At 32.2% G+C, this 24,515-nt stretch carries 23 protein-coding genes and 1 pseudogene; 12 read left to right on the top strand and 12 right to left on the bottom strand.

Going from position 1 to position 24,515, the window contains the following annotated elements:
- Window positions 1-47: 47 nt before the first annotated feature.
- From VDP25_RS11915 to VDP25_RS11895, 5 genes are all read left to right on the top strand, one after another.
- Window positions 48-2,528: a M14 metallopeptidase family protein gene (locus VDP25_RS11915; RefSeq protein WP_334470026.1), complete on the top strand. Its 2,481-nt coding sequence runs from the start codon at window positions 48-50 to the stop codon at window positions 2,526-2,528.
- Between the two features lie 154 nt (window positions 2,529-2,682).
- The gene (locus tag VDP25_RS11910) at window positions 2,683-3,507 is read left to right on the top strand and encodes a hypothetical protein (RefSeq protein WP_334470025.1); all 825 of its coding nucleotides are present in this window, start codon (window positions 2,683-2,685) and stop codon (window positions 3,505-3,507) included.
- 346 nt (window positions 3,508-3,853) lie between these two features.
- Window positions 3,854-4,417 carry a helix-turn-helix domain-containing protein gene (locus VDP25_RS11905; protein WP_334470023.1) on the top strand — a complete coding sequence of 188 codons (564 nt, stop codon included), beginning with the start codon at window positions 3,854-3,856 and terminating at the stop codon, window positions 4,415-4,417.
- Between the two features lie 131 nt (window positions 4,418-4,548).
- A complete protein-coding gene (locus VDP25_RS11900) occupies window positions 4,549-4,944 on the top strand; it encodes a hypothetical protein (RefSeq protein WP_334470021.1) in 396 nt (131 codons plus the stop codon).
- Between the two features lie 50 nt (window positions 4,945-4,994).
- Window positions 4,995-5,879: a hypothetical protein gene (locus tag VDP25_RS11895; protein WP_334470019.1), complete on the top strand. Its 885-nt coding sequence runs from the start codon at window positions 4,995-4,997 to the stop codon at window positions 5,877-5,879.
- Between the two features lie 42 nt (window positions 5,880-5,921).
- Here VDP25_RS11895 and VDP25_RS11890 read toward each other — a convergent pair.
- A pseudogene (locus tag VDP25_RS11890) lies at window positions 5,922-6,116 on the bottom strand (transposase); the annotation flags it as partial.
- Window positions 6,117-6,485: 369 nt separating this feature from the next.
- Here VDP25_RS11890 and gapS4a point away from each other — a divergent pair.
- The 5 genes from gapS4a (at window position 6,486) to VDP25_RS11865 (ending at window position 11,295) form a co-directional block, all read left to right on the top strand.
- Window positions 6,486-7,421: a GapS4a family protein gene (gene gapS4a / locus VDP25_RS11885; protein WP_334470017.1), complete on the top strand. Its 936-nt coding sequence runs from the start codon at window positions 6,486-6,488 to the stop codon at window positions 7,419-7,421.
- A gap of 2 nt (window positions 7,422-7,423) precedes the next feature.
- A complete protein-coding gene (gapS4b, locus tag VDP25_RS11880) occupies window positions 7,424-8,530 on the top strand; it encodes a GapS4b family protein (protein ID WP_334470015.1) in 1,107 nt (368 codons plus the stop codon).
- A gap of 881 nt (window positions 8,531-9,411) precedes the next feature.
- Complete coding sequence (locus VDP25_RS11875) at window positions 9,412-9,783, top strand: VOC family protein (RefSeq protein WP_334470013.1); 372 nt, start codon at window positions 9,412-9,414, stop codon at window positions 9,781-9,783.
- 43 nt (window positions 9,784-9,826) lie between these two features.
- The gene (locus VDP25_RS11870; protein ID WP_334470012.1) at window positions 9,827-10,537 is read left to right on the top strand and encodes a flavodoxin family protein; all 711 of its coding nucleotides are present in this window, start codon (window positions 9,827-9,829) and stop codon (window positions 10,535-10,537) included.
- Between the two features lie 215 nt (window positions 10,538-10,752).
- The gene (locus VDP25_RS11865; protein WP_334470010.1) at window positions 10,753-11,295 is read left to right on the top strand and encodes a DUF4287 domain-containing protein; all 543 of its coding nucleotides are present in this window, start codon (window positions 10,753-10,755) and stop codon (window positions 11,293-11,295) included.
- Between the two features lie 36 nt (window positions 11,296-11,331).
- Here VDP25_RS11865 and rimO read toward each other — a convergent pair whose 3' ends face one another.
- Window positions 11,332-12,639, bottom strand: a complete 1,308-nt coding sequence (gene rimO, locus VDP25_RS11860; protein ID WP_334470008.1) for a 30S ribosomal protein S12 methylthiotransferase RimO — start codon at window positions 12,637-12,639, stop codon at window positions 11,332-11,334.
- A gap of 79 nt (window positions 12,640-12,718) precedes the next feature.
- Here rimO and VDP25_RS11855 point away from each other — a divergent pair, with 79 nt between their 5' ends.
- Window positions 12,719-13,798 (top strand): serine hydrolase domain-containing protein, encoded by a 1,080-nt coding sequence (locus VDP25_RS11855; RefSeq protein WP_334470006.1) that lies wholly within the window; start codon window positions 12,719-12,721, stop codon window positions 13,796-13,798.
- Here the strand turns inward: VDP25_RS11855 and VDP25_RS11850 are convergent.
- The 9 genes from VDP25_RS11850 to VDP25_RS11810 form a co-directional block, all read right to left on the bottom strand.
- On the bottom strand, window positions 13,795-14,142 hold the full coding sequence (locus VDP25_RS11850) for a hypothetical protein (protein ID WP_334470004.1): 348 nt from the start codon (window positions 14,140-14,142) through the stop codon (window positions 13,795-13,797). The genes VDP25_RS11855 and VDP25_RS11850 overlap by 4 nt on opposite strands.
- A gap of 41 nt (window positions 14,143-14,183) precedes the next feature.
- Window positions 14,184-15,158 (bottom strand): signal recognition particle-docking protein FtsY, encoded by a 975-nt coding sequence (gene ftsY / locus VDP25_RS11845; RefSeq protein WP_334470002.1) that lies wholly within the window; start codon window positions 15,156-15,158, stop codon window positions 14,184-14,186.
- A 185-nt stretch (window positions 15,159-15,343) separates the two neighbouring features.
- The gene (locus VDP25_RS11840; protein WP_008271041.1) at window positions 15,344-15,496 is read right to left on the bottom strand and encodes a DUF4295 domain-containing protein; all 153 of its coding nucleotides are present in this window, start codon (window positions 15,494-15,496) and stop codon (window positions 15,344-15,346) included.
- A gap of 6 nt (window positions 15,497-15,502) precedes the next feature.
- Window positions 15,503-15,685 (bottom strand): 50S ribosomal protein L33, encoded by a 183-nt coding sequence (gene rpmG / locus VDP25_RS11835; RefSeq protein ID WP_215924165.1) that lies wholly within the window; start codon window positions 15,683-15,685, stop codon window positions 15,503-15,505.
- Window positions 15,686-15,712: 27 nt separating this feature from the next.
- On the bottom strand, window positions 15,713-15,949 hold the full coding sequence (gene rpmB / locus VDP25_RS11830; RefSeq protein ID WP_215924163.1) for a 50S ribosomal protein L28: 237 nt from the start codon (window positions 15,947-15,949) through the stop codon (window positions 15,713-15,715).
- A 169-nt stretch (window positions 15,950-16,118) separates the two neighbouring features.
- Window positions 16,119-17,366 (bottom strand): competence/damage-inducible protein A, encoded by a 1,248-nt coding sequence (locus VDP25_RS11825; protein ID WP_334469992.1) that lies wholly within the window; start codon window positions 17,364-17,366, stop codon window positions 16,119-16,121.
- Window positions 17,367-17,373: 7 nt separating this feature from the next.
- Window positions 17,374-17,715, bottom strand: a complete 342-nt coding sequence (locus VDP25_RS11820; RefSeq protein ID WP_334469990.1) for an Hpt domain-containing protein — start codon at window positions 17,713-17,715, stop codon at window positions 17,374-17,376.
- Window positions 17,716-18,327: a fumarylacetoacetate hydrolase family protein gene (locus tag VDP25_RS11815; protein ID WP_215924157.1), complete on the bottom strand. Its 612-nt coding sequence runs from the start codon at window positions 18,325-18,327 to the stop codon at window positions 17,716-17,718.
- A gap of 19 nt (window positions 18,328-18,346) precedes the next feature.
- Window positions 18,347-19,123: a 3'-5' exonuclease gene (locus tag VDP25_RS11810; protein ID WP_334469987.1), complete on the bottom strand. Its 777-nt coding sequence runs from the start codon at window positions 19,121-19,123 to the stop codon at window positions 18,347-18,349.
- A 231-nt stretch (window positions 19,124-19,354) separates the two neighbouring features.
- On the opposite strand from VDP25_RS11810, the gene VDP25_RS11805 reads away from it, so the two are divergent.
- Window positions 19,355-21,574 (top strand): response regulator, encoded by a 2,220-nt coding sequence (locus VDP25_RS11805; RefSeq protein ID WP_334469985.1) that lies wholly within the window; start codon window positions 19,355-19,357, stop codon window positions 21,572-21,574.
- 311 nt (window positions 21,575-21,885) lie between these two features.
- On the opposite strand, the gene VDP25_RS11800 is transcribed toward VDP25_RS11805, so the two are convergent.
- Complete coding sequence (locus VDP25_RS11800) at window positions 21,886-24,228, bottom strand: hypothetical protein (protein WP_334469983.1); 2,343 nt, start codon at window positions 24,226-24,228, stop codon at window positions 21,886-21,888.
- Between the last annotated feature and the right edge of the window lie 287 nt (window positions 24,229-24,515).

The following is a 24,515-nucleotide window of genomic DNA, read 5'->3' as shown; positions in this document are numbered from 1 at the left end:
GTTGCACTAACTATCTTTACTAGCTTACAACCTTAATTTTAAATTAAATGCAAAAATTCATCTTAGTTCTTTTGGTCGTTTTTGGCGGCCTAACCTTAGCTTCAGCGCAAACCATTCCATCTCCAACAGACTTTTTAGGTTATGATATTGGCACACAATTTAGCAGAAATCATCAGGTTATTGATTATTTTAAAGCCGTTGAAAAAGCAGCTCCTCATCAAGTAAAATTAGAAAACTACGGAAAAACCAACGAGCGTAGAGATTTGTATGTGGCTTTTGTAACGAGTGAAGCTAATATGAAGCAACTCGAAACTATTAGAGAAAACAATTTAAAAAATGCAGGTTTATTAGAAGGCGAACCAACGGCAACAGATATTGCCATTGTTTGGTTAAGTTATAATGTGCATGGCAACGAAGCATCGAGTTCTGAAGCGTCTATGCTTACCTTATATAAATTATTAACTGAGCAACAAGAATTACTTAAAAACACGGTTGTAATTATTGACCCAAGCGTCAATCCTGATGGTCGCGATCGTTACGTAAATTGGTACAACAGAACCAAAAGCGAACCATACGATGTTGACAAACAAGCTAGCGAACACAACGAACCTTGGCCAGCAGGACGACCAAATCATTACCTCTTTGATTTAAATAGAGATTGGGTTTGGGCAACACAAGTAGAAACACAACAACGTTTAGAGGTTTATAACAAATGGATGCCTCATGTGCATGTCGATTTTCATGAGCAAGGCATTAACGAGCCTTACTATTTTGCACCTGCAGCAGAACCACTTCATGAAATTATTACCGATTGGCAACGCGACTTTCAAACACAAATAGGACAAAATCATGCTAAGTATTTTGACAAAGAAGGTTGGCTATTCTTTACCAGAGAACGTTTCGATTTATTATATCCAAGCTATGGAGACACCTACCCAACGTTTATGGGAGCCATGGGAATGACTTATGAGCAAGGTGGTCACGGTATGGCTGGTTTAGGTATATTGAATGACGAAGGCCATGTGTTAACATTAGTAGAACGCTTAACACACCATACAACCACAGGACTTTCTACAGTTGAAATGGCATCAAAAAATGCAAAACAATTAAATACTGAGTTTGGTAAATTCTTTAATAATACCAACTTAAAATACAAAAGCTACGTCTTAAAAGGCAATGAAGATAAATTGAATAGCCTAAAAACGCTTTTAAATAAACATCATATTGCTTTCGAAAATGCCACAAACACTAAGGTTTCTGGTTACCATTATGCCACAGGAAAACAAGGTAGTTTTAATGTAGATGCAAATGCGGTAGTGGTGCATAGCAATCAACCAAAAGGTAAAATGGTAAAGGTATTATTTGAACCAAACACCAAACTTTCAGATTCTTTAACTTACGATATTACGGCTTGGTCACTGCCTTATGCCTATGGATTAGATGCTATTGCAAGCACCTCTCAAGTACAGAGCAGAATACTTTTAAGCAAAAAAGCACTTCAAAACTTAAACGATGCTTATGGCTATGTAAGCAAATGGAATTCTATGGAAGATGCTCAGTTTTTAGCCGAACTATTAAAGCAAGATTTTAAAGTAAGGTTTACCGAAAAACCATTCACTTCTAATAATACCAAATTTGAACGTGGGTCACTCATCATCACCAAAGGCGACAATAAGCATATTGAAAAAATGGTTTCAAAATTAAATGCCATTGCACAAGAGCATGCACAACCTTTAACAGCAATTAATTCTGGATTTTCACAAAGCACTCCAGATATGGGCTCACCAGATATTAAATTAGTAAACAAACAAAAGGTGGCTATTCTTTCTGGTGAAGGCACATCGTCTTTAAGCTATGGTGAACTATGGCATTTCTTTGAGCAACAATTACACTATCCGTTAACCTCTATAAATACGGATGATTTTAGCAAAACCAATTTAAACAAATACAATGTATTAATCCTGCCAAATGGCTATTACGGCAAAGTGTTCACCGAAAACAACTTAACTAAACTAAAAGATTGGGTAAAATCTGGCGGAAAAGTAATTGCTATTGATGGTGCACTGCGAAGTTTTGCTGGTAAAGAAGGCTTTAGTCTCAATTTTAAAACACCTGAAGCTGATGACCAAAAAGAAAACCTAACGGCTTATGCCGATCGCGAACGCGAGTATAGCAACCACCTTATTACAGGAGCCATTTTTAATACCAAAGTAGATGCGACGCATCCTATGGCATTTGGTTACAGCGATCAGTATTTCACGCTTAAATTAGGAAGCTCTGCATACAATATATTAGAAAACGGCTATAATGTGGCATACTTAAATGACACCAAAGTGTTTTCTGGTTTTGCAGGCCAACAAGCTTTAAAAGCATTAGACCAAACCTTAGTATTTGGCGAAGAACCCATGGGAAGCGGTAGTTTTATTTACATGGTAGACAACACGCTTTTTAGAAGCTTCTGGGAAAATGGAAAATTGTTTTTAGTGAACGCTGTGTTCTTTGTGAACAATAACGCTTATGAGTTGTAATAAACTCTTGTTTTAGTTTATTAACAATTGAAGATAAAAAACTAGATAATTAAGACTGAGTCACTTGACTTTAAATCTCAAAAAAACTACTTTCGTTTAATGTTGGATATAGAACCTCAGAACGCTTTTATATGCGCGAGACATTAGCACAAATATGAAAAAACGAATTCTGACAATATTATCAATTCTAATTTCAACACTTACTTTTGCTTGTGATTGCGTTGTTTATAATCCTATATTAGAATTTTATTCATCAGAATATGTTTTTGAGGGGGAAATTATTTCAAAAATTTACGCTAAAGATAGCTTGACTTATAAAGTTACCTTTGACATTTCTAAACATTATAAAAACGGAGATTTTCCCAAAACACTAGAATTTGATGTAACAGCAGAAGAAGAATATACTGGACAATGGACTTCTTGCGATTGGAGCGCTAAAAAAAATCAAAAATGGTTAGTTTATGCCTATAAATATAAAGGTAATTTAACTTTTAGTGGAATGTGTTCTAACTCAAAAATTATTAACAATAGACCAATTGGTCTGAGAGAACAAAAAATGTTAGATAATGGCAATTCATTCAAAATTGAAAATTACATTTTTGAATATGAAAGTGAGTTTAACTACTGTATAAATGTAACTGACATAAACTCTATTCTCGAAAATGGAAAAATAAAGGAATACAAAAAACCCATTACTCTTTTAAATGTTTTGATTGATTCAAATGGTAATTTAATTTCAATAACAAGACAAAGAGAATTAATAAGAAAGAAAGATTCTATCTTTAATTTAACAACAGGAATTGAAGATGCTAATAGAAAACCTATTACAGAATTTGAAAAAGATGCGATTGAATTAATTAGTCAAGTTAAAAAATGGGAAGTAAAAAAATATAAGAAGACAGGTATTAATGTTCCCTATTTAAGACATATTTGGGTTTCTTATGATTTAAAGACAAATAAATGGAGTTATGAATTATAAAATACTTGTGCTAACACCGTATGTAATTTATTGCTAGTTCTAGCCTACTTACGAAAATCCTCGCGGATTTTCTATCTGGTTTTTATTTGCTAAATTACGTACTAAACCACGCAACAAACCATATACAAACACGTAAGGGATCACTAATCTAAAACACGTTATAGTTCTCCTCTTTTTCTATATAAAGATATTTATTACAAACTAAAGAAACACGTTGCCACCAATTAAAAATAACTCAACAAAATCAACAGATTGACAAGAATGTCGTAAAAATGTCGCAAATAAACCGTTATCAAAATGATAGATTCATAAGTAGTTTTGTAGAAACAATAAAACACAAATAACTATGAATGGAATCGGAAAAAAAATTAGAGAAATAAGAAAGACAAAAGGGCTTTCTCAAGAGGAATTAGCTGAATCTGCAAAAGTAAATTTAAGGACAATTCAACGGATTGAAAATAACGAAAGTGAACCTCGTGGAAAAACCCTGAATTTAATTTGTGAAGTTCTTGACATAAGTGCAGAAGATATTTTAGACTATGGTAAACAACCTGATAAAAGCTATCTAACAATTTTTCATCTTTCTGTAATAGTCTTTTTAGCAATTCCTGTTGGAAACATAATTGTTCCTCTGATTTTATGGATGAATAAAAAAGATAAAGTTGTCGGACTAAAAGAAATCGGAGCAAACCTTTTGAATTATCAAATTCTATGGTCGATTATAACATTTTTAAGTATAACTGGATTCGCATTTTCGAAAATTATGCATTATGGTTATTATCCTATTCTTTTTTATATTTTTATCGGACTTTATGTTTTAAACATAATATTACCAATAACTTTTGCGATTAAAACGAGTAAAGGAAAAACAGAGAATTTATATCCGAATATAATTAAACTGATAAAATAACTGGTGGCAACAACGTTTATAATTAATAGCAGGTTATCACCTACTTACGAAAATCCTCACGGATTTTCTATTCAGTTTTTATTTGCTAAATTAGGTGCTTAAACACGCCACTAATCATACACAAAACCGTAATGCATTATAACGACACACAAATACAAATCTTAAACGATGTTAAAGAGTTTGCGAGAGTCGCTATTATTAATGGTAGTTATGATGAAGAAACAATTTCAACTTTAGACCAATCTATACAAGAGCATTTTACACTTGACCAGTTTATAGATTTAATGTTTTATTTAGATAATCCAAGTGTTTCAAACATTGGCTCTGACACTAATGCAAGAATGGGTTGTTTCTGGTGTAATGAAACTATCAGTGAAGGACCTTGCCATCTAAATGGGAATGGAGTTGTTGTTAAAACAATTACATTTAGAAAGAGAAGAGTTTTCATCGGTTGGAGTAATGGTGAAGCAGACGTTCCTTGTTCAGACTCTGAGATCTGGGATCAATATGATGATATTTTTAATTAATAAAAAGATTTCTATAACACCTTTAAAGAGGTGCTATAGTTTTTTAAAATATGAAGAACTTAGTTATACTTTATTTTATTTTATTTACATTAAATTTATATTCACAAAATAGAACTATCACTTTCATAGATGAACAAAAAAAACCTGTTACCAATTTTCAATTAAACTTTTTTATTAAAGATAGTCTCACAATATATAAAAGCACAAATAGTAACAATTATAATTTTAAACAATCCTTAATAAAAGAGATAGATTCTGTATTTATAACATTTGATAGCTTTTATTCGAAAAAAATTAACATTACAGATTTAATACTAAAAGACTCCATATTTTTAAAAAAAGAAATTCCTTTAGATGAAGTTATTATTAATAAAAAATTTATAAGAAAAGAGTTGGGAGTTATTTCTAAGAATAGAAATATTTTTAAAATTGGTAATGCTTCTAGAACTGATAAAATAATTGAAATTGACGTCAGCAATCATTTTGGTGTTTCTATCGAATCAATTAACTTATATATTTTTGAAAAATTTCGTGATTTATATAATAAAAAGCATACTAATAAAAATTTAGATATTAAATTTTACTTGTTTCAGTCAAATACCAATCCAAATGAAAATGTGATAAATCTATTAGAAAAGGAATTAGTAGTAAATACCGAAAGAGGTAATAAAGGTTGGGTTAGTATTGATTTAAAAAAATTAAACATTAAGATTAAAGATTTCAAATACTTGTACATTGGTTATAGTGTTTTTGGTAAACCTATTGCAGCTGGAGCTGTAAAAAGAAAGAGAATTAAATCGGATAAAAATATTACATCTTACATAAGGAGTTCTAGTAAAGATGTAAATAGAAAATGGATAAAAAGTCACTTTAAAATATATTTACCCGAAAAAGAACTTTCCGAACCTGCAATTAAAATCGAAATAAAATATTAACGCATTACAACAAAGAACTGAGTTAAAAAACAAGCAACTTTAAGCTAATTTTGCACGCTTTCCTTTAGCTACAATTCTATCATATAAGGCTTTGCAGCCTCGGTTATATTTATAGGCCGAAAAGGCTACTAAAAACACAAGATCTCTTAATTTCTTATTGCCTACTTTGCTTATTCTACTTCGCCCTCGTACACTGCTTCCAGATTCTCGAATCGTTGGTGTAATTCCTACATAGCTATTTTCTAGATGAACCGACCTCAAGCTTAAAGGCCATAAAATATAAAAAGGACGTCCTGTAATTAAACACCTAACCTCATCAATAGCAAGTTTGATCTGTATAGGGTTTTGGTTATTATGAATTGACTATTACGGTTTACCGTAAGTTATTTAGAATAGAAGGCTTTAACTTGGTTTTTGATAAAGCGCAGCTGTACGTAACTTTACGTATAGGTTTTTGAAAAAATAGAATTAACTTCGTAGCTCATGACTTTAAATATTTAAAACACTTGCTAATACCTACCTAATTAGTGGGATATGAGTGATAAAAGTTATGATAGAACAAGTTGGCTGTAATTTAACTGAAAACTAAGATTAAAAAATATAACTATGGGAGAATGGTCAAAATCCATTGGAGAAAAAGGAGAGAAAATTGTCAAATTTATATTTGAGGAAATTTTAGAATTTAATTCTCTAGTAGAAAACTCTTCAATAGATTGTGTAAGAGGCGAGAAACATAAAGAAAAGACAGCTAAAAAAAACAAAACTACTCACGGTATAGATGGGTTAGTCTATGTTGAAAGTCCTTTAGAAGATGGATTATTAGACACAGTAATCATTTCTTCTAAGTACACGACAAAATATCCTCAAAACCCAAAATCATTATTTAAGTCTCATATAAAAGATTTGGCTTTTACTATAGAATGTTTTAAAAATTCTAAATTAAACAATTCAATAAACCAAAAATTTAGTTCGGTTGACAAAACTCAACTAACAGGTATCTTAGTTTGGCTTTCTAATGAAGATGACATTAATTTTGACCTAAACTCTAAAGTAAATAATATAGCGATTGATAGCTCACTAATATTTGACAAAATCATTTTGCTCGACAACAGTAAAGTGAACTTCTTATATCAAAGTATATTCCGTGCTAAAGAAATTTACAATAGAGATAACGTTTCATATGTTTATCATAATTCAAGCTTAAACTACAGTTCTTTACAATCATTCACATACGGAAAGATTTTTCCAGTAAATTATTTCTATTCAGATATAATTCCTATTCGAGTTGAACAAAACAACAGTGTTTTTTTAATTATATATGTTAATGATGATTTTTCCCCAGAAAATTTTTCTCAAATCTTGTCATTTGCGAAAACATTTGACCATTTGAACTCTATAGAAAAAACTATAGTGAACTATAAAAATTTTGACAGTCTTTTAAATGATAAAGAAATTAAAGATGTTTTAGTAAGTTTCCAAAAATATAAACTTGACAAAAATTTAATAGTAAATAAATTTCCTGCTGACTATAGAAACATTTAATTATGAATAAAGAATTTTTACCACAAGGAGATAATATTAGACAACTATTAGTTAAATCAAATATTTCACAGTCAAATATCAATTTGTTATTAAGAGAAAAAGGAGTTTATTTAGGTCATTCAGAAAAGAATAATTCTGTTCCTTTATTAATGAAAAGCATAATCAGCCCTAATGATTTTGAAACTTTATATTCAACTCAAAAAACTAAAGAAGATAGTATAAAATACAGAACTGCTTCAATTAATTGTAGTTCAGATTTCAATGTATCTGAAATATTTTCTGATGCTTTAGATTTAAATCAATCAATTATTGAAAAACATACTTATAAACCAAACTATAAAGTTATTGGTAATCCAAGTTTCTATTTTGAAAACGAAAACACAGCTGTAATAGATTATAAAATTGAAAGAGAAAATTTACTAAATGACTGGAGCAACAATAAAACATATCACGAAGGTTCTGTAATTTTAAAAAAATTACAGAATGACACAATACAGGTTACCATTCAACAAAACTCAACATCTAAAGAGACTTTTGAAGTAAATAATATTATTATAAATAACGTCAAAAAGTTATTAAGTCAAAACTCTGTAATTGAAAACAAACAAGATTTCATAAGAATTAAATTCAATGATTTTTCAAATAGTAATAGAATAAAATTTTTATATTCATTTACCGCTGAGTTCTGTCTTTATTTAGAGTTTAAATCCATAACAGATATTGACTTATTTCTCGACCCAGATATTGAAAGTCCACAAGATGTTAGAACTTTTTTAAAGGAGATAGATAATCTAAAATTAAATGGTAAAGGACTACAAAATCACTTATTACTTACAAATGAAATCTACTATCCAAAATTAATTTTTGGCTCAATTAAATTTAAATACAAAATAAACTATCGTGGAATGGAAGGTATTGCTAATTTAAACCTTTCATTTCCTGAGTATATTAAAAGTAATCAAGAAAATGCCGAATTACAAATCTCAATTGATTTATTATTAAATAAAGAGTATCGGAATTCAAGAACTGAAAATGAAATAAGAAAAAAATTATTTGAATTCATTGAAAAAAAGAAAATTGAAAGTTTTAATAATTTTAGAAACAAATAAAAACTACAGCCAACAATGGCTATAAGTAATTGCTTGGTCTCGCCTACTTCTGAAAATCCTCGCGGATTTTCAGTTTGGTGTGTACTTGCAAAGTTAAGTACTAAACCACGCAACTACTCATAGCCGAGACCGGTGGTATGAAATTGCCTTCGGTACGTAGAATCGCGTTTTGAAAACGATTCCCTTCTACTAATTCCATACCATCATCCAGTGTTAATTACAATTCCTCAAATTTTATGCTATATTAAGTCGAGTCTACGATAACTCCAAACGAAACTACACACATCAGCGCGTATTGTGAATGAGGGACAATTATGGCTGCCCGTGAGACGCGCCTCACTTCGCCATACACAGTAGACGATAAACGAATAAGCAAACCTAAACACTTTATTCACCGCTAAGCAATACCCATACCCATTGGCTTTTTCACGTACACGTTCCATACTTGCCTTAGTTTTTATTCCTTTCTAGTAAACCCATCACCCACTTTTTGTGCCGTCGGCTGACCATTCAAATCCTAAAAATTAATACCATACAACCTTCCTACTAAAGGGGTAATTTCGGTCTGTTGTGTCATAATATCAAATTTTAATCTAAACACCTATAATACAGCAATATACAAAATTTCACAATACAGGTTATAGCGTGGTTATAGCATGCTTATAAGGTGCTTAAAACAAGCTTATAGCATCACAAAATACACTACGTAAGGTACAATACTAATATCTAGATTAATAATACAGGCTTATAACCTTAAGGTTTGCATAACTAATTGCTGGTGCTGTGTGTACTCGGTCATGAGAACTAGTATTAAAACACATCTACCAAACGCCATAATTAAAACTTTCATTACCTTTAAGTACTCACTTAAACTCTAAATTATGAAACTAGGCGCATTTTCAATAAGTCTTGCGGTAAAGGATATAAAAGCCTCACAAACATTTTACGACACTTTAGGATTTTCAGTATTTGCTGGAAGTATAGAACAGAACTATCTCATTATGAAAAATGGAGAATCCTTAGTGGGTTTGTTTCAAGGCATGTTTAAAAACAATATACTTACCTTTAATCCTGGTTGGGACCAACACGCCAATACACTTGAAAAATTTGATGATGTGCGTACCATTCAGAAACATCTAAAAAGTAAAAACATCACACTAGAACACGAAGCCGATGAAACCACTTCTGGACCTGCAAGCTTTGTGGTTTTAGATCCTGATGGCAATGCTATTTTAATCGACCAGCATGTCTAATAATTTTTTATTATCTTTTAAGGATAACTAAAAAACGAAACACATGTCAAAGCCAGATTTTTCAAATTTAAAAGCCGTTTTCATTAACTGTACACTTAAGAAGTCACCAAGAGTGAGTCATACACAAGGCTTAATGGATCGCTCCATAGACATTATGAAAAAGGAAGGTGTTAGTGTAGATACCATTCGTTTTATAGACCATGATGTGGCATCAGGAGTATATCCTGACATGACGGAATACGGCTGGCAAACCGACGAATGGCCAACACTCTTTGAGCGTATTTTTGAAGCAGATATCTGCGTTATTGGCACACCAATTTGGTTGGGTGAAAAATCCTCGGAAGCCACCAAATTAATTGAACGTTTTTATGCCATGAGTGGCCAACAAAATGACAAAGGGCAATATCTATTCTACGGAAAAGTTGGAGGTGCTATTATAACAGGCAACGAAGATGGCGTAAAACATTGTGCCATGGGTATGCTTTATGCCTTGCAACATATTGGTTATTCTATTCCACCACAAGCAGATTGCGGTTGGATTGGCGAAGTTGGACCTGGTCCTAGTTATCTCGATAAAGAAGCAGATGCTAAAAACAACGATTTTACCAATAGAAATACCACCTTTATGACTTATAATTTAATGCATTTGGCTAAACTTTTAAAGGAGAATAATGGGTATCCTGCTTACGGTAATTCTCGTAAGGATTGGGATGATGGTACACGTTGGAATTTTGAAAATCCAGAATACAGATAAATGAAATCAATTAAAATAAAGCCTTAAAAAACGAAAGGCAGCATTTAAAAAACAAAATACCAAATAATAGCACTAACAAGCGTATAAAACAATAATAAACCAATTTGCATTCTATTGTGTTTTACTGAGCTTGTCATATTACTACGGGTTTGTATTCAATTATATGACACAAAACATCACAAATTGTCACTTGTTTAACAGAAATACCAAACAAAATGGAAAAAGCTTTACAAACCATGATTCATAATATGCCTGAGAAAACAGGCAAATCCTTAGAACAATGGAAATCTATTTTAAGTAAAAAAGCATTTGCTAAACATTCTGAAGGAGTCAATTTTCTAAAAAAAGAACATGGTGTCACCCATGGTTTTGCCAATACCATTGTTACCCTTTCTAAAGAAGAAAACAATACGTCTGAGGATTTGGTGAGCAACCAATATAAAGGCAAGGAGAGTTTATTTCCTATTTATGAAAAGATACTTGCTAGCGTTAAAACCTTTGGAACAGATGTGACCATCACACCTAAAAAAACCAGTGTTAGCATTATTAGAAAACGTCAATTTGTCTTAATAAAACCTGCTACAAAAACACGAATTGATTTAGGATTAAAGCTTCCTGAAAAACCAACTACAGACCGATTAGGCAATTCCGGACCTTTTGGCACCATGTGCACACATCGTGTTCAAATAACATCTATTGACGACATTAACGACGAATTAATTGAATGGATGAAAGAAGCCTATATAAAAGCCGAATAGTACAACTGTAAAAAGCTTTAGCTATTTCAAATTGTTTTAAGACACTAAGACTTCGCCATACAAATCAAAATCTTCTGCTTCAGTTACTTTAATGGTTGCAAATTCTCCGGTTTTTAAATAAACCTTAGAGGCATCAATTAAAACTTCGTTATCTACATCTGGCGAATCAAATTCAGTCCTACCAACAAAATAGTTACCTTCTTTACGGTCAATAACCACTTTAAACTCTTGTCCTATTTTGGCTTGATTCAATTCCCAAGAAATCTGAGACTGAATTTCCATGATCTCATTGGCACGCTGAATTTTCACCTCTTCAGGTACGTCATCTTCTAAGTTATAAGCATGTGTATTTTCTTCGTGAGAATATGTAAAGCAACCTAAACGCTCAAAACGCATTTCAGAAACCCATTGTTTAAGTTCTTCAAAATGTGCTTCTGTTTCACCAGGATAACCAACAATTAATGTTGTTCTGATGGTCATTTCAGGAACTATAGCTCTAAATTCATGAATCAATTTAGTGGTCTTTTCTTTAGTTGTACCACGACGCATCGATTTTAATAAATCATCAGAAATATGTTGTAACGGAATATCTAAATAATTACAAATTTTAGGTTCACGCTTCATGATGTCTAACACATCCATCGGAAATCCTGTTGGAAATGCATAATGTAATCGTATCCACTCGATACCTTCAACCTTAACTAAGTGTTCTAGTAACTCAGCAAGATTTCGTTTTTTGTAAATATCTAAACCGTAATAGGTTAAATCTTGAGCAATTAAAATTAATTCTTTAACTCCTGTAGCAGCCAATTTCTCAGCTTCAGTAACTAAATTTTCAATTGGAGTACTTTTGTGTTTTCCGCGCATGATAGGAATTGCACAAAAACTACAAGGCCTATCACAACCTTCTGCTATTTTAAGATAAGCGTAATTTTTTGGTGTTGTTGTTAAACGCTCTCCAATTAACTCATGCTTATAATCGGCTCCTAAAGCTTTTAACAAGCCAGGTAATTCTGTAGTACCAAAATACTGATCTACATTTGGAATTTCTTTTTCTAAGTCTGGCTTATAACGCTCACTTAAGCAACCTGTTACAAAGACTTTATCAACTTCTCCATCTTCCTTTTTCTGCATGTATTCCAAAATGGTGTTCACACTTTCTTCCTTGGCATTATTAATAAAACCACAAGTGTTAATCACTACAACGTTGCCTTCTTGCTCATGGACAACGTCCTTTCCGCTAGCTTTTAGCTGTCCCATTAACACTTCGCTATCGTAAACATTTTTACTACAGCCTAGTGTTACTACGTTGATTCTGTTTTTCTTAAGAGTTTTTGTACGCATGTTTAAATAAATCAGTTTGCAAAGATACAATGTAAATTAAACCTTTAGTATATTTATAGGTCTTAAATAAAAACTTACGATGAAATCTTTTCAATTTACATCCATTTTTATAGTTATATTTCTATTTATTTCTTGTTCAAGTGATGATACTTCTTCAGAGAACCAAGGCTCTCCAACCGATGAGATCTATTTCCCTCCTTTAAATTCCGATACCTGGGAAACTAAATCAATTTCAGAATTAAATTGGAATGAAGATCAGCTTCAACCATTATTAGACTTCCTAGAGGAAAAAAACTCTAAAAGTTTTATGATTCTTCATAACGGCAAAATAGTTGAAGAACATTATTTTAATAACCATACCAGTTCTACTCCATGGTATTGGGCAAGTGCAGGAAAGACATTGACTACTGCAGTTACTGGAATTGCTCAAGATGAAGGTTTATTAGATATCAATAATAAAGTTTCAGATTATCTTGGTACTGGTTGGACAAGCGCTCCATTAGAAAAAGAAAACCTAATTACTTGTAAAAATTTATTATCCATGACCTCTGGTTTAGACGATACTTTAGGTGATGATGTTTCGCCTGTGAATTTACAGTATATGGCAGATGCTGGTACGCGTTGGGCTTACCATAATGTGTATGTAAAATTACAAGATGTTGTAGCTGAGTCTAGCAATACAACTTGGGACAACTACTTTAATACACATCTTAGAGACAAAATAGGAATGACTGGAAATTGGATAGACTTAAGTGGCTTAAGTGTTTACCTAAGCGATACCAGAAGCATGGCTAGATTTGGCTTATTAACTTATGCCAAGGGCAAATGGGAAGATGAACAAATTGTAAACGACAATTATTTATCTGCTGCCACCAACACTTCTCAGGAGGTTAATTTGGCTTATGGTTATTTGTGGTGGTTAAATGGTAAATCTTCGTATCATTTACCTCAAACTCAAGTTGAATTCTCTGGAACACTTATTCCTGATGCACCAGATGACATGTATGCTGCGTTGGGTAAAAATGATCAGAAAATCTATGTGGTTCCTAGTAAAAAATTAGTCATCATACGAATGGGCCAATCTGCTGACGATAATAATTTTGCGCTTTCTAATTTTGATAATGAGCTTTGGATAAAAATTAATGCTTTGATTAATTAGCCATAAGGATTAAAACGCATAATGCATTGGTAAATATGCCACTGAAAAATGCAAAACAAAAATACAATTCCAAACAGAGCATAAACACGTTTAACATTATACTGTTTAGTCCATAAACTTCGCATACTAAAGAAACTTAAAACACCAAAAAATGCGACTATAAAATATAACGGAAAGGATGCATAAGCATTTAACTGCTTTGGAAGTAAAGGGCTTTGTGGTGTTGCATAGACCAATATTAACGACGCTGCATATTTAAAAAACATAAAAGCCGAATACAATACCGTAAGTATTGTAATCGGCTTTAAAATCTTATAATCCTTTAAATGTAGTAGTTTACACATTATAAAACGCCTAATGGTGCTATACCTGAACTTAGAAGGTGTTATTTAAAGAATGAATCTACAAACTCGTATTTATTAAAGACTTGTAAATCTTCAATACCTTCTCCTACTCCAATATATTTCACCGGAATTTGAAACTGGTCGCTAATACCAATCACAACTCCTCCTTTGGCAGTTCCGTCTAACTTGGTTACGGCTAAAGAAGTAACTTCGGTTGCTGCTGTAAATTGTTTAGCTTGTTCAAAAGCATTCTGACCTGTTGAGCCGTCTAAAACTAAAAGTACATCGTGAGGCGCATCGCCAACTACTTTTTGCATGACACGTTTTACTTTTGTCAGCTCATTCATTAAATTGATCTTATTGTGTAAACGTCCAGCTGTATCAATAATAATGACATCTGCATCTTGATTGACACCAGATTGAATAGCATCAAATGCTACAGAAGCAGGATCAGATCCCATTTCTTGTCGTATCATTGGTACATCTACTCTATCTGCCCAAACCTGTAATTGATCTATTGCTGCTGCTCTAAAGGTATCTGCAGCTCCAAGTACTACTTTTAAGCCTTTCTTTTTAAACTGATAGGCCAATTTACCAATGGTTGTTGTTTTTCCAACACCATTTACTCCAACGACCATGAGTACATAAGGCGTTTTAGAACCATTAGTTTGTTTTGGTAATTCAGGAATTGTGTATTCTGTTTCTTCTCCAGACTTAGTTTCTGAGAGTAACGCAGCTATTTCTTCCCTTAGAATTTTGTTCAATTCTGAAGTGCCTAAATATTTATCTTTGGCAACACGTTCTTCAATACGCGTAATCACTTTTAATGTCGTGTTAACACCAACATCACTAGTGACTAAGATTTCTTCAAGATTATCTAAAACGTCATCATCGACTTTAGATTTTCCGGCAACGGCTTTATTTAATTTATTGAAAAAAGAAGATTTAGATTTCTCTAAGCCTTTATCTAAGGTTTCTTTCTTTTCGGAAGAGAATATTTTTTTAAAAAAACTCATTTTGTTGTTAGGTTATTAATCAGCACCTCGACAAGCTCAGTGTGACAGTATTATTCGCAATTATTACATTGCAACAACCTTGCCTTTAATATTTTACTGTTAAGATGTCAGATGTTTTCAAATATAAACATAAAAAAACTGCTTTCAAATGAAAGCAGTTTAGTTAATCTATATATAGATAAAGATTATTTTTTGTTTAAAAAGTCATTGACAAATTCTGGTGCCATTACTGATTCTACGAACATGTATGCTCCAGTTTTTGGTGATTTCACCATTTTTATAGCTTTTGTCAAACGTTTTGATCCTGTCTGTAAAGACGCTACTGATTTCTTTGCCATGGTTTCTTATTTTATCTCTTTATGAACTGTCATACGCTTAAGGATAGGATTAAATTTTTTAATCTCCATACGGTCTGGCGTATTCTTCTTATTCTTCGTTGTAATATATCTTGATGTTCCTGGTTTTCCAGAAGTTTTGTGCTCTGTGCACTCTAAGATAACTTGTATTCTATTTCCTCTTTTTGCCATTGTAAATTGACTTAAGCGCTAACGCTATTATTTGTAAAATCCTTTTGCTTTAGCTTCTTTTAACATTGCTTCGATACCAATTTTATTGATAGTCTTTAATGCTGATGTAGAAACTTTTAATGTTACCCACTTATCTTCTGAAGGAATATAAAAACGTTTTTTGATTAAATTGGCATCAAATGTACGTCTTGTTTTATTCATAGCGTGAGAAACATTGTTTCCAACCATCGCTTTTTTCCCAGTAAGTTCACAAACTCTTGACATTGTTTTCTTTCTTTAGGTGTATTATTATTTTTCTGCTAACTCTTAAAATTTTATTTTTCTCAAAGAAATTCCTTGAAAATACTAACCCTAAGAATTTAATATCTGAACATAGATATTTTAAACAGGGTGCAAATTTAATAAAACTTTACGTTTCAGCAAATATAAAACTCTACTTTTTCAAAAAATATTTTTGAAGCATTTCAAAAGCTTTATTTGTAGCTCTACCAATCACTTTTTCACGATGATCTCCAAAGTTAAAAACTTCAGAATACACCTGGTCTTTAGAGGCAATTGCAATCCATACCGTTCCAACCTCTGCTTCTGAATCTCCTTTTGTTGGTCCTGCGTTTCCTGTTGTACTTATAGCATAATCGCTCTCAAATAATGTTCTTACATTCTTTGCCATAGCTTCTGCTACCTGTTTACTCACTACAGAATGTTTTTTTATAGCCTCTTCTGAAACGTTTAAAATCTTTACTTTAGATGCTGTAGCGTATGTTACTACACTGCCTTTAAAATAAGCAGAAGATCCTGCATTTGCTGTAAATGCTTCGGCAATGCGTCCACCTGTACAACTTTCTGCAACAGCTAACGTTTTTCCTTGCTCAGTTAAACGTTTTCCAATAACAGCTTCAATAGATTCATCTTCCTCATAACCTACAAAAACATCTTCAATCTGTGTTAATAATAAATCTACCTGATGCAGTATTTCTTTTTCAACTACAGATTTATCAGTAGCTTTTCCTGACAAACGCAAACGTACTCGTCCTAAACTTGGCAAATAGGCTAACTTTATAAAGTTAGGTAAATTATTTTCCCATGTTTCAATACGTTCTGCCAATGCACTTTCTCCTAAACCATAAGTTAAGATGGTTTTGTGCATTATATAAGGAAACTTAAATTGTGCTCTTAATTTTGGAATAACTTGCTCTGTAATTAAGGCCTTCATTTCGTAAGGCACGCCAGGAAGCGATACAAATACTTTTCCGTTTTTTTCTAACCACATCCCTGGTGCTGTACCATTATGGTTCATTAATACTTTACATTTAGAAGGCACTAAAGCTTGTTGCTTATTAACTTCTAATAATGGTGCAGAATTATATTTTGCAAAAATCTGCTCTACATTAGTTAAAACAGCTTTGTCTTCTACTAAGGTATCCTCAAAGTATTCGCAAATAGTATGCTTGGTAATATCGTCTTTGGTTGGTCCTAAGCCACCAGTTATAATAATGATATCTGCATTTTCTTCAGCTTCTTTTAGCGCTTTAAGGATATGAGATTTTTCATCTTGTACTGATGTAATCTGATAAATAGAAATTCCGAATTTATTAAACTCTTTGCCTAAGAACGCCGAATTTGTATCTACAATTTGGCCAATGAGAATCTCATCTCCAATAGTAATAATCTCTGCTTGCATCTATATGTTATAGTCCAAAATCGGCTTTAATTTCATTTACAGCATTATCTACTGCAGTTAAGACTGTTGTAAGTTGCTCTTCTATATTTTTATCTGATTGCTCAAACTTACCCCAATCCTGTACTTCTATCAATGTATCTAATACACCAAGTTCAAATAGATCTATGGTTGGCTTCATTTTATGAGCAGCTTGATAAACTTCCTTATAATCTTTTTCTGGCACTGCTGTTCTTAAACGTTCAGCGTCTTCTGGCACCTCTTCTAAAAAAGCGGCTGCTAAAGCTGCAACGAAATCTTCGTCATTATCAGCCATTTCTCGTACGCGATGTAATTTATAATATTCTGACATTTATTTTATTTTTATTGAAAACATTTCCTCGTTTTCAAGATATCCTTTTAATTGGTCTTCTGCAAAAACTTTACCAACTCCTGCTGGTGTGCCCGTAAATATAATGTCTCCTATTTTTAAAGTGAAATATTTTGAGACATATTCTATAAGTTCATCAATTTTCCAAAGCATAAGCGCTGTATTCCCTGTCTGAACGGTGTCGTCATTTTGCTTTAAACTAAAATTGATATTGTCTATATTTTCAAATTTAGTTTTTGGCAACCACTTCCCTATTACAGCAGCTCCATCAAAGGCTTTCGCCTTTTCCCAAGGTAAGCCTTTGGCTTTTAATTGTGCCTGAAGGTCTCGTGCTGTAAAATCTATACCAAGCCCTATTTGGTCATAATATTTATGTGCAAATTTCTTATCTATATATTTCCCTACTTTGTTGATTTTCACTAAAACTTCTACTTCATAGTGAACATCATCTGAAAAATCCGGAATAAAAAAAGGCTGCTTCTTTAATAATATTGCCGTATCTGGTTTTAAAAACACGACTGGATCTGTAGGTTTTTCGTTTTCGAGTTCTTTAATGTGGTCCGTGTAATTACGACCTATACAGATTAGTTTCATTCTTCTTAACGCTTTGGTATTAACTTAACTTATTATTAAATTGACGCAGTTTAATTGCCGTTAAAACCTTCTTGGTATACAAAGGAAAATCTGCATTTAGTAACCAACCAAAATAGCCTGGTTCTTGTTCCATGACATCAACCACACGTTTGCCTTTATGCTTTCCAAATGAGAAACACTCTTCTCCTTCTTTATTAAAGATTAAAAAACCTGCAAAATCTGCAAACTTTTTACGTGAGCTAAATTCTGCTAAAAACTTGGTATCGTTTTCTAAATCTTCGTAACGCTCTAATTGTGCTTTTAAAACTTCGTAAGTGGCTTTAGTATCTGCTTCTGCGCTGTGAGCATCACTTAAATCTTTATCACAGTAAAACTTATAAGCAGCCACTAAAGTGCGCTGTTCCATTTTATGAAATATGGTTTGCACATCTACAGATCGTGTATTTTTCATATCAAAATCTACACCTGCTCTTAACATTTCTTCTGCCAATAAAGGGATATCGAATCGGTTAGAGTTAAAACCACCTAAATCTGAATCCTTAATTAAGTTATAAATTTCCTTGGATAATTCTTTAAAAGTGGGTTTATCTGCAACATCTGCATCCAAAATACCGTGAATTGCTGTCACTTCAGCTGGAATTGGCATTTCAGGATTCACTAACCATGTCTTTGCTTCTTCCTTACCATCTGGATGGACTTTAAGGATTGAAATTTCTACGATACGGTCTTTTGAAATATTAATTCCTGTAGTTTCTAAATCGAAAAAGCAGATGGGTTTTGTAAGATTGAGTTGCATTACTTATTTATTTTTCACAAAGGTAGTTAGATTCTTTAATAAAGACATGTTTGGTTAAAAAAACCTATGGCATATAAAACTATGTTCTAGTAAATTACTTTTATAGTTTATTAGAAAACCTAATCATTAGAACAAACCTAAAAATTCCTCAATTAATGTTATAAAAACCCATAGTAAAAAGAATAAATTTCAGTATTTTGTCCTAATAATCATATCCTTTACCGAGTAACAATGCGATTTTTACTACCCTTTATCCTATTACTTTCCCTCGCTTGTAGTGTTCATGCGCAGCATACAAATGACACCAATGATAGTGTTATAGACACTTCTGAGTCTGAAATCACAATTCATATTGATTCCATTAAAAATGTAATGATAGCAGATTACTATGAAGAAAACTACAGTTCTGTAATTCTTAATGCTAGCGAAATTTTAAAACTTGTTGACCAAAATGAGCTTCCTCTCGAAGTTTTTAACATCCGTAGTTACCTAGCCAATTCCTACCTCCATTTAAACGATTCTGTAAAAGCTATTGAATACGCTCAAAAAAACAACAAATTATCAGAACAACTTAAAGACACTACGGCGATTATAGGCGCTAAGATAGACCTTGGTAATATTTATTTAGCGTTTGGATCCTCTGTTGAATCTATACATTCTTTTGAGCAAGCCTTACCTCTGGCAAAAAAGCAAAATAACAAAATGGCGCTTTTTATATTAAACTATAATATTGCAGATATCCATTTTAACCAACTTAACGATCCTACAGGCGCTAAGCCTTATATAGATGCTGCTGAAGAAAATGTAGGCAAAGATTTTAAATTAGGACAAACCGGCATTAGTTTACTTAAGTCGCATTATGCATTTTACAATAAAGACTACGATGTAGCCGCAGATTTATACCAGCAAACCATACGCATGGCTAAAGAAACAAACTATATCGATGTCTTAAAGCAAGGCTATGAAGGCTATATTAATTGCCTTGTAAAAAAAGAAGATTATAAAAAGGCTTACGAGGTTGGCAAAATACAGGACAGTCTTTCGCTTGCAAGACGTGAAGAGGAAATTGAGAAATCGGCAAAAATTTTAACGGCAGGTTTAAAAAGTGCACAAATCCAAGAAGAGCTTGAGAATGAAGAATTAAGAAGTAAATTGGCGATTGAAAAATCCGAAGCACAAAAAAACCTACTAATAGGCAGTGTCTTAGTTTCATTATTACTTTTAGGACTTTTATTCTACCTTCTAAAGGTGATAAAAAACAGAAGAAGACTAAATAACGAACTCAAGATTAAGAATCAAGAATACCTAGAAGCGAAATTAGAATCTGAAAAATTAGCAGAAGTAAAAACGCGTTTCTTATCTACAATGAGTCATGAGTTACGCACACCATTATATGGAATTATTGGATTAAGTACTGTACTTAACAACGATAAAAGTCTAAAATCTCATAAAACAGAATTACAATCTTTAAAATTTTCTGCAGACTACTTACTCAATTTAGTAAATGACGTACTGACTTTAAATAAAATGGATTCTAATGAAAAAAATGAATTAGAAGCTAAGGCCTTTCTTCTTAAAGACCTATTAAATAATATAAAAGAGTCTCTAGAATACATCACAGGCCAAACCAACAATAACCTTACAATAGCTTTAGATAGTAAAATCCCTAAATGGATAAAAGGCGATCAGACAAAAATGTCACAGATCCTAATTAATTTACTTGGTAATGCTTTAAAATTCACTAATAATGGAGAAGTACAACTTGTTGTTACTTTAATAGAAAAGGTCGAAAACAATTTAAAGCTAAAATTTGAAGTTATAGATAATGGCCAAGGCATCTCTGAAGCAGACCAGAAAAAAATCTTTGAAGAATTTGGACAACTAAAACATCAAGGCCATTTTCAAGGTTCAGGGTTAGGACTTACCATTGTGCGTAAATTACTTTTTGATATGGGCTCTAAAATAGAACTCAAAAGCGTTGTTGGTGAAGGTTCAAATTTCTATTTCGAAATCACCGTAGGTCAAGCCCAAAAAGAACACGCCAATGAAAATATCGAAGACAAGATATCGATAGACAAGCTTAAAAACAAAAGAGTTTTAGTTGTAGATGATAATACTATTAATCTTTTAGTTACCAAGAAAACACTAGAGAGTCACAACATTTTAGTCGATGTTGCCACTAACGGACAGGAAGGTATTGATAAAATCATGCAAACCCAATACGACTTAGTTCTTATGGATGTTCATATGCCTGTGATGGATGGTATTGAAGCTACAAAAAGAATACGCGAACTTCAATTACCCTTAACCATTATTGCGTTAACTGCCGTAACACAAAACGAACAAGATAATCGTTTTAAAGAAGCTCAGTTTGATGACTCTATTGTAAAACCATATAAGATTAATGAATTTTTAAAAACACTCTCCTACAACCTCAACAAAAGAACTTAACAATACAACATATCAGGCAGGTTATCACATAATAAGACAGTATAGAAACAATCTAACACTTTTTTTTAATAGCAATACAATTGTTATAGACATCTTACTCACAAGACAATAAAAAAGCACAGTCTAAAACTGTGCTTTTTATTTTTATACATTATAAAATAATAGAAATTTCTACGATTCTATCTTTTGAAATATTAATTCCTATAGTTTCTAAATCGAAACAGCAGATGGGTTCGTCTTAAAAAAATCCAGAAAACAGAGGCTTCCCAATACGCTAATATCCAACTAGCAAACAAAGGCCTTTACTCTAACTATAGACTACAATTACCATCAACAATATCTTGTACAGTAGGATTAAACGCGTTATTTTCAATGAATACACCATATATTAAAAATGGTCCAGAACTTTCTTCTTGATAAGTACCATTTGTAAATAAGTTCTGTAGAGCACAAAAATCTGACAAGTTTTGATTTGGAGCAACATCTATAACGTCAAATGCTAAATCTCTACCAATATTAACTCCTGTAACATCAATTAAATTATCTAAGCCACTTAAACTAGTTAAGGCATCATTAGCACCAATAAAAAACAAGTTTACAGACGATAAATTATTTAAACCAGATAAATCTGTAAGAGCATCGTTATAACTAATTCGTAATCTATCTAACGTTGTAATTTGATTTAACCCTTGTAATGAAGCCAATAATGGATGTCCATAAACTTCTATTCTGTTGGCAACTGTTAAATTACCTAACTCTGAAATTGAAGTTAAGACCGCATTATTTCGGATTGACACATCATAAGCAGACGTAAGCGACTCTAAACCAGCTAATGATATTAAAGAGTTGTTATTATCAACAACCACATTATTAGCATTTGTAATTCCACCTAAACCACTAAGTGAATTAAGAAGTTCATTAGAAGAAATACTTACATTTCCAACCTCAACCAAGTTCTCTAACGCTGAAATTGAAGTTAATGATGGATTAACATTTATACGAAGCTCTGCCACTGACGTTATCCCATTAAGACCATCGAGACTTTGTAAATTAGGATTATTTTCTATAGCCAAAACGCTTTCAATGTTTTCTATACTTGACAATGGTGTTAAATCAGTGATATCTGATGCGCCATTATAACCAACTATTTGCAAACTACCATCAATACTAGTATAACCAAATATTCCGAAATTATTTACCTCATTTTGATTTGACAAAATAACATTTCCATCGTATGTACCACCTGTATCACCACAAGTGTTTAATGTTCCTAAATTTATATTTTGATTATCTATCATTACGTCTTCTACAGTTACCCATTGATTGGTATCATAATCAAATACAACAACAGAAATCATCTGTGTTGCTGCGCAAGTCACAACACCTATATCAATTGTTCCATCTGTAATACTAAATACATTTTGTTCATCTATGTAAACATATCCATTAGCTAAAGGATTACCATCACAATTAGTTACCACACCAGTAAGCGATGTTGCTGTATATTCTTCTGTAAAAGAAACGTTTAAACTAGCATCTGTAGCATAACCTCCAACAGTCTCTGAATGTATTAATTGACTATTACACGATCCTGAAACTCCATAAATTGACATTATAAGCTCTTCATTTTCAGGTATTAACCCACATTCAAGATCACTAGAATTTATATTTCCTGAATAAACAGTTTGATTATTAATTGCACGTTCAATTGACACATAATACAATGTACTAGACGCATTACTATCTGGTTCAATAGAAAAACATAATTCCACAAAATCTAATGGAAGATCACAATTCCACCAAGTAAAATGAGATACAGAACCGACATATTTATTACCTGTTTTAACAGCTTGCCCTTCTTCCTTCCAATAGCCTTGTACTTCATCAAAATACCACAACGGAATAGTTTCTGGCGCAATACTGGTTTGATCAGGAGCTACTGGTAAATATATGGTTGATGGACTGTCTTCATCTATATTTAAAGCGTCACCTGAAGGTGAAAATAAGTTAACCGAAATCATTCCATAGGTTTCTAAAATCCTAGCATCATTTGCTTCAGTTTGTGCAAATAAACGACCAGGCATTTCTGAAAATGTACTCCTTAAAGTTGGATCTAGATAATTTACAACAACATCTACATCACCTTCATACGGATCTCCTTGGGCTGTTATAAAATCGCCACTAAAATCTACCTGAGCACCATTAGGCAAGGATACTTGTGAAGCCACTCCACTGCTTACTCTTGCTGTCACTTCTTTTTCTAATAAAACTATATCTACCTTATTAACTCCATTAACTTTTGGGATTACAACTCTTGACCCATTTATATACCCTTCTTTTTGAGCCTTAATGTAAGCAAAATTCTCATAGACATCTGCATCATTTATAATAAACACACCGTTCACATCTGTGAAAGCTGCAGAATTACCAATCATAATCTGAACATCTGATATTTCATTACCACTTTCATCTTTAACAATACCTATAAAATTTCCTGTTGTGGATTCACCAAAATTTTCAGTTTTAAAAATGGCATCATTTAATTCTGGATCGTCATTTTGACCATTATTGTTTGTATCTACGACTTCAGTTTCACAGCTGATTAAACAAAAAATAACACATAAAATTGCAAATGGTTGAAGTAATTTTTTCATGATTATATATAAATTAATTATTCTTTTTCTTTAATATTAACAACTTGAAATGATGACCTAAAGCCATGATTTCTATAGCAATACAACAACTGTAAGTGAATATACACAAAAAAAAGCACAGTACCAAACTGTGCTTTTTTTCAAATTTTATTCTATAGTTGCTATTTCACAAAAAATAAAATTAATACAACTATATAGTAAAGAATAACGGAAGAAACAGCTATAAGAAGTATACCTCCAACCCAATATAATATAACTTCCACTACCTCAAAAAACGTAGATTTCGT

The organism is Winogradskyella sp. ECml5-4 (assembly GCF_036903175.1).
Classification (GTDB): Bacteria; Bacteroidota; Bacteroidia; order Flavobacteriales; family Flavobacteriaceae; genus Winogradskyella; species Winogradskyella damuponensis.
The sequence above is the reverse complement of the archived record's forward strand: the minus strand, read 5'-3'. Positions and strand labels throughout refer to the sequence as shown.

Excerpts from the sequence above, each read along its gene's own strand:
- VDP25_RS11915 (WP_334470026.1), top strand. The coding sequence starts at position 48 with ATGCAAAAATTCATCTTAGTTCTTTTGGTCGTTTTTGGCGGCCTAACC.
- VDP25_RS11910 (WP_334470025.1), top strand. The coding sequence starts at position 2,683 with ATGAAAAAACGAATTCTGACAATATTATCAATTCTAATTTCAACACTT.
- VDP25_RS11905 (WP_334470023.1), top strand. The coding sequence starts at position 3,854 with ATGAATGGAATCGGAAAAAAAATTAGAGAAATAAGAAAGACAAAAGGG.
- VDP25_RS11900 (WP_334470021.1), top strand. The coding sequence starts at position 4,549 with ATGCATTATAACGACACACAAATACAAATCTTAAACGATGTTAAAGAG.
- VDP25_RS11895 (WP_334470019.1), top strand. The coding sequence starts at position 4,995 with ATGAAGAACTTAGTTATACTTTATTTTATTTTATTTACATTAAATTTA.
- gapS4a (WP_334470017.1), top strand. The coding sequence starts at position 6,486 with ATGGGAGAATGGTCAAAATCCATTGGAGAAAAAGGAGAGAAAATTGTC.
- gapS4b (WP_334470015.1), top strand. The coding sequence starts at position 7,424 with ATGAATAAAGAATTTTTACCACAAGGAGATAATATTAGACAACTATTA.
- VDP25_RS11875 (WP_334470013.1), top strand. The coding sequence starts at position 9,412 with ATGAAACTAGGCGCATTTTCAATAAGTCTTGCGGTAAAGGATATAAAA.
- VDP25_RS11870 (WP_334470012.1), top strand. The coding sequence starts at position 9,827 with ATGTCAAAGCCAGATTTTTCAAATTTAAAAGCCGTTTTCATTAACTGT.
- VDP25_RS11865 (WP_334470010.1), top strand. The coding sequence starts at position 10,753 with ATGGAAAAAGCTTTACAAACCATGATTCATAATATGCCTGAGAAAACA.
- rimO (WP_334470008.1), bottom strand. The coding sequence starts at position 12,639 with ATGCGTACAAAAACTCTTAAGAAAAACAGAATCAACGTAGTAACACTA.
- VDP25_RS11855 (WP_334470006.1), top strand. The coding sequence starts at position 12,719 with ATGAAATCTTTTCAATTTACATCCATTTTTATAGTTATATTTCTATTT.
- VDP25_RS11850 (WP_334470004.1), bottom strand. The coding sequence starts at position 14,142 with ATGTGTAAACTACTACATTTAAAGGATTATAAGATTTTAAAGCCGATT.
- ftsY (WP_334470002.1), bottom strand. The coding sequence starts at position 15,158 with ATGAGTTTTTTTAAAAAAATATTCTCTTCCGAAAAGAAAGAAACCTTA.
- VDP25_RS11840 (WP_008271041.1), bottom strand. The coding sequence starts at position 15,496 with ATGGCAAAGAAATCAGTAGCGTCTTTACAGACAGGATCAAAACGTTTG.
- rpmG (WP_215924165.1), bottom strand. The coding sequence starts at position 15,685 with ATGGCAAAAAGAGGAAATAGAATACAAGTTATCTTAGAGTGCACAGAG.
- rpmB (WP_215924163.1), bottom strand. The coding sequence starts at position 15,949 with ATGTCAAGAGTTTGTGAACTTACTGGGAAAAAAGCGATGGTTGGAAAC.
- VDP25_RS11825 (WP_334469992.1), bottom strand. The coding sequence starts at position 17,366 with ATGCAAGCAGAGATTATTACTATTGGAGATGAGATTCTCATTGGCCAA.
- VDP25_RS11820 (WP_334469990.1), bottom strand. The coding sequence starts at position 17,715 with ATGTCAGAATATTATAAATTACATCGCGTACGAGAAATGGCTGATAAT.
- VDP25_RS11815 (WP_215924157.1), bottom strand. The coding sequence starts at position 18,327 with ATGAAACTAATCTGTATAGGTCGTAATTACACGGACCACATTAAAGAA.
- VDP25_RS11810 (WP_334469987.1), bottom strand. The coding sequence starts at position 19,123 with ATGCAACTCAATCTTACAAAACCCATCTGCTTTTTCGATTTAGAAACT.
- VDP25_RS11805 (WP_334469985.1), top strand. The coding sequence starts at position 19,355 with ATGCGATTTTTACTACCCTTTATCCTATTACTTTCCCTCGCTTGTAGT.
- VDP25_RS11800 (WP_334469983.1), bottom strand. The coding sequence starts at position 24,228 with ATGAAAAAATTACTTCAACCATTTGCAATTTTATGTGTTATTTTTTGT.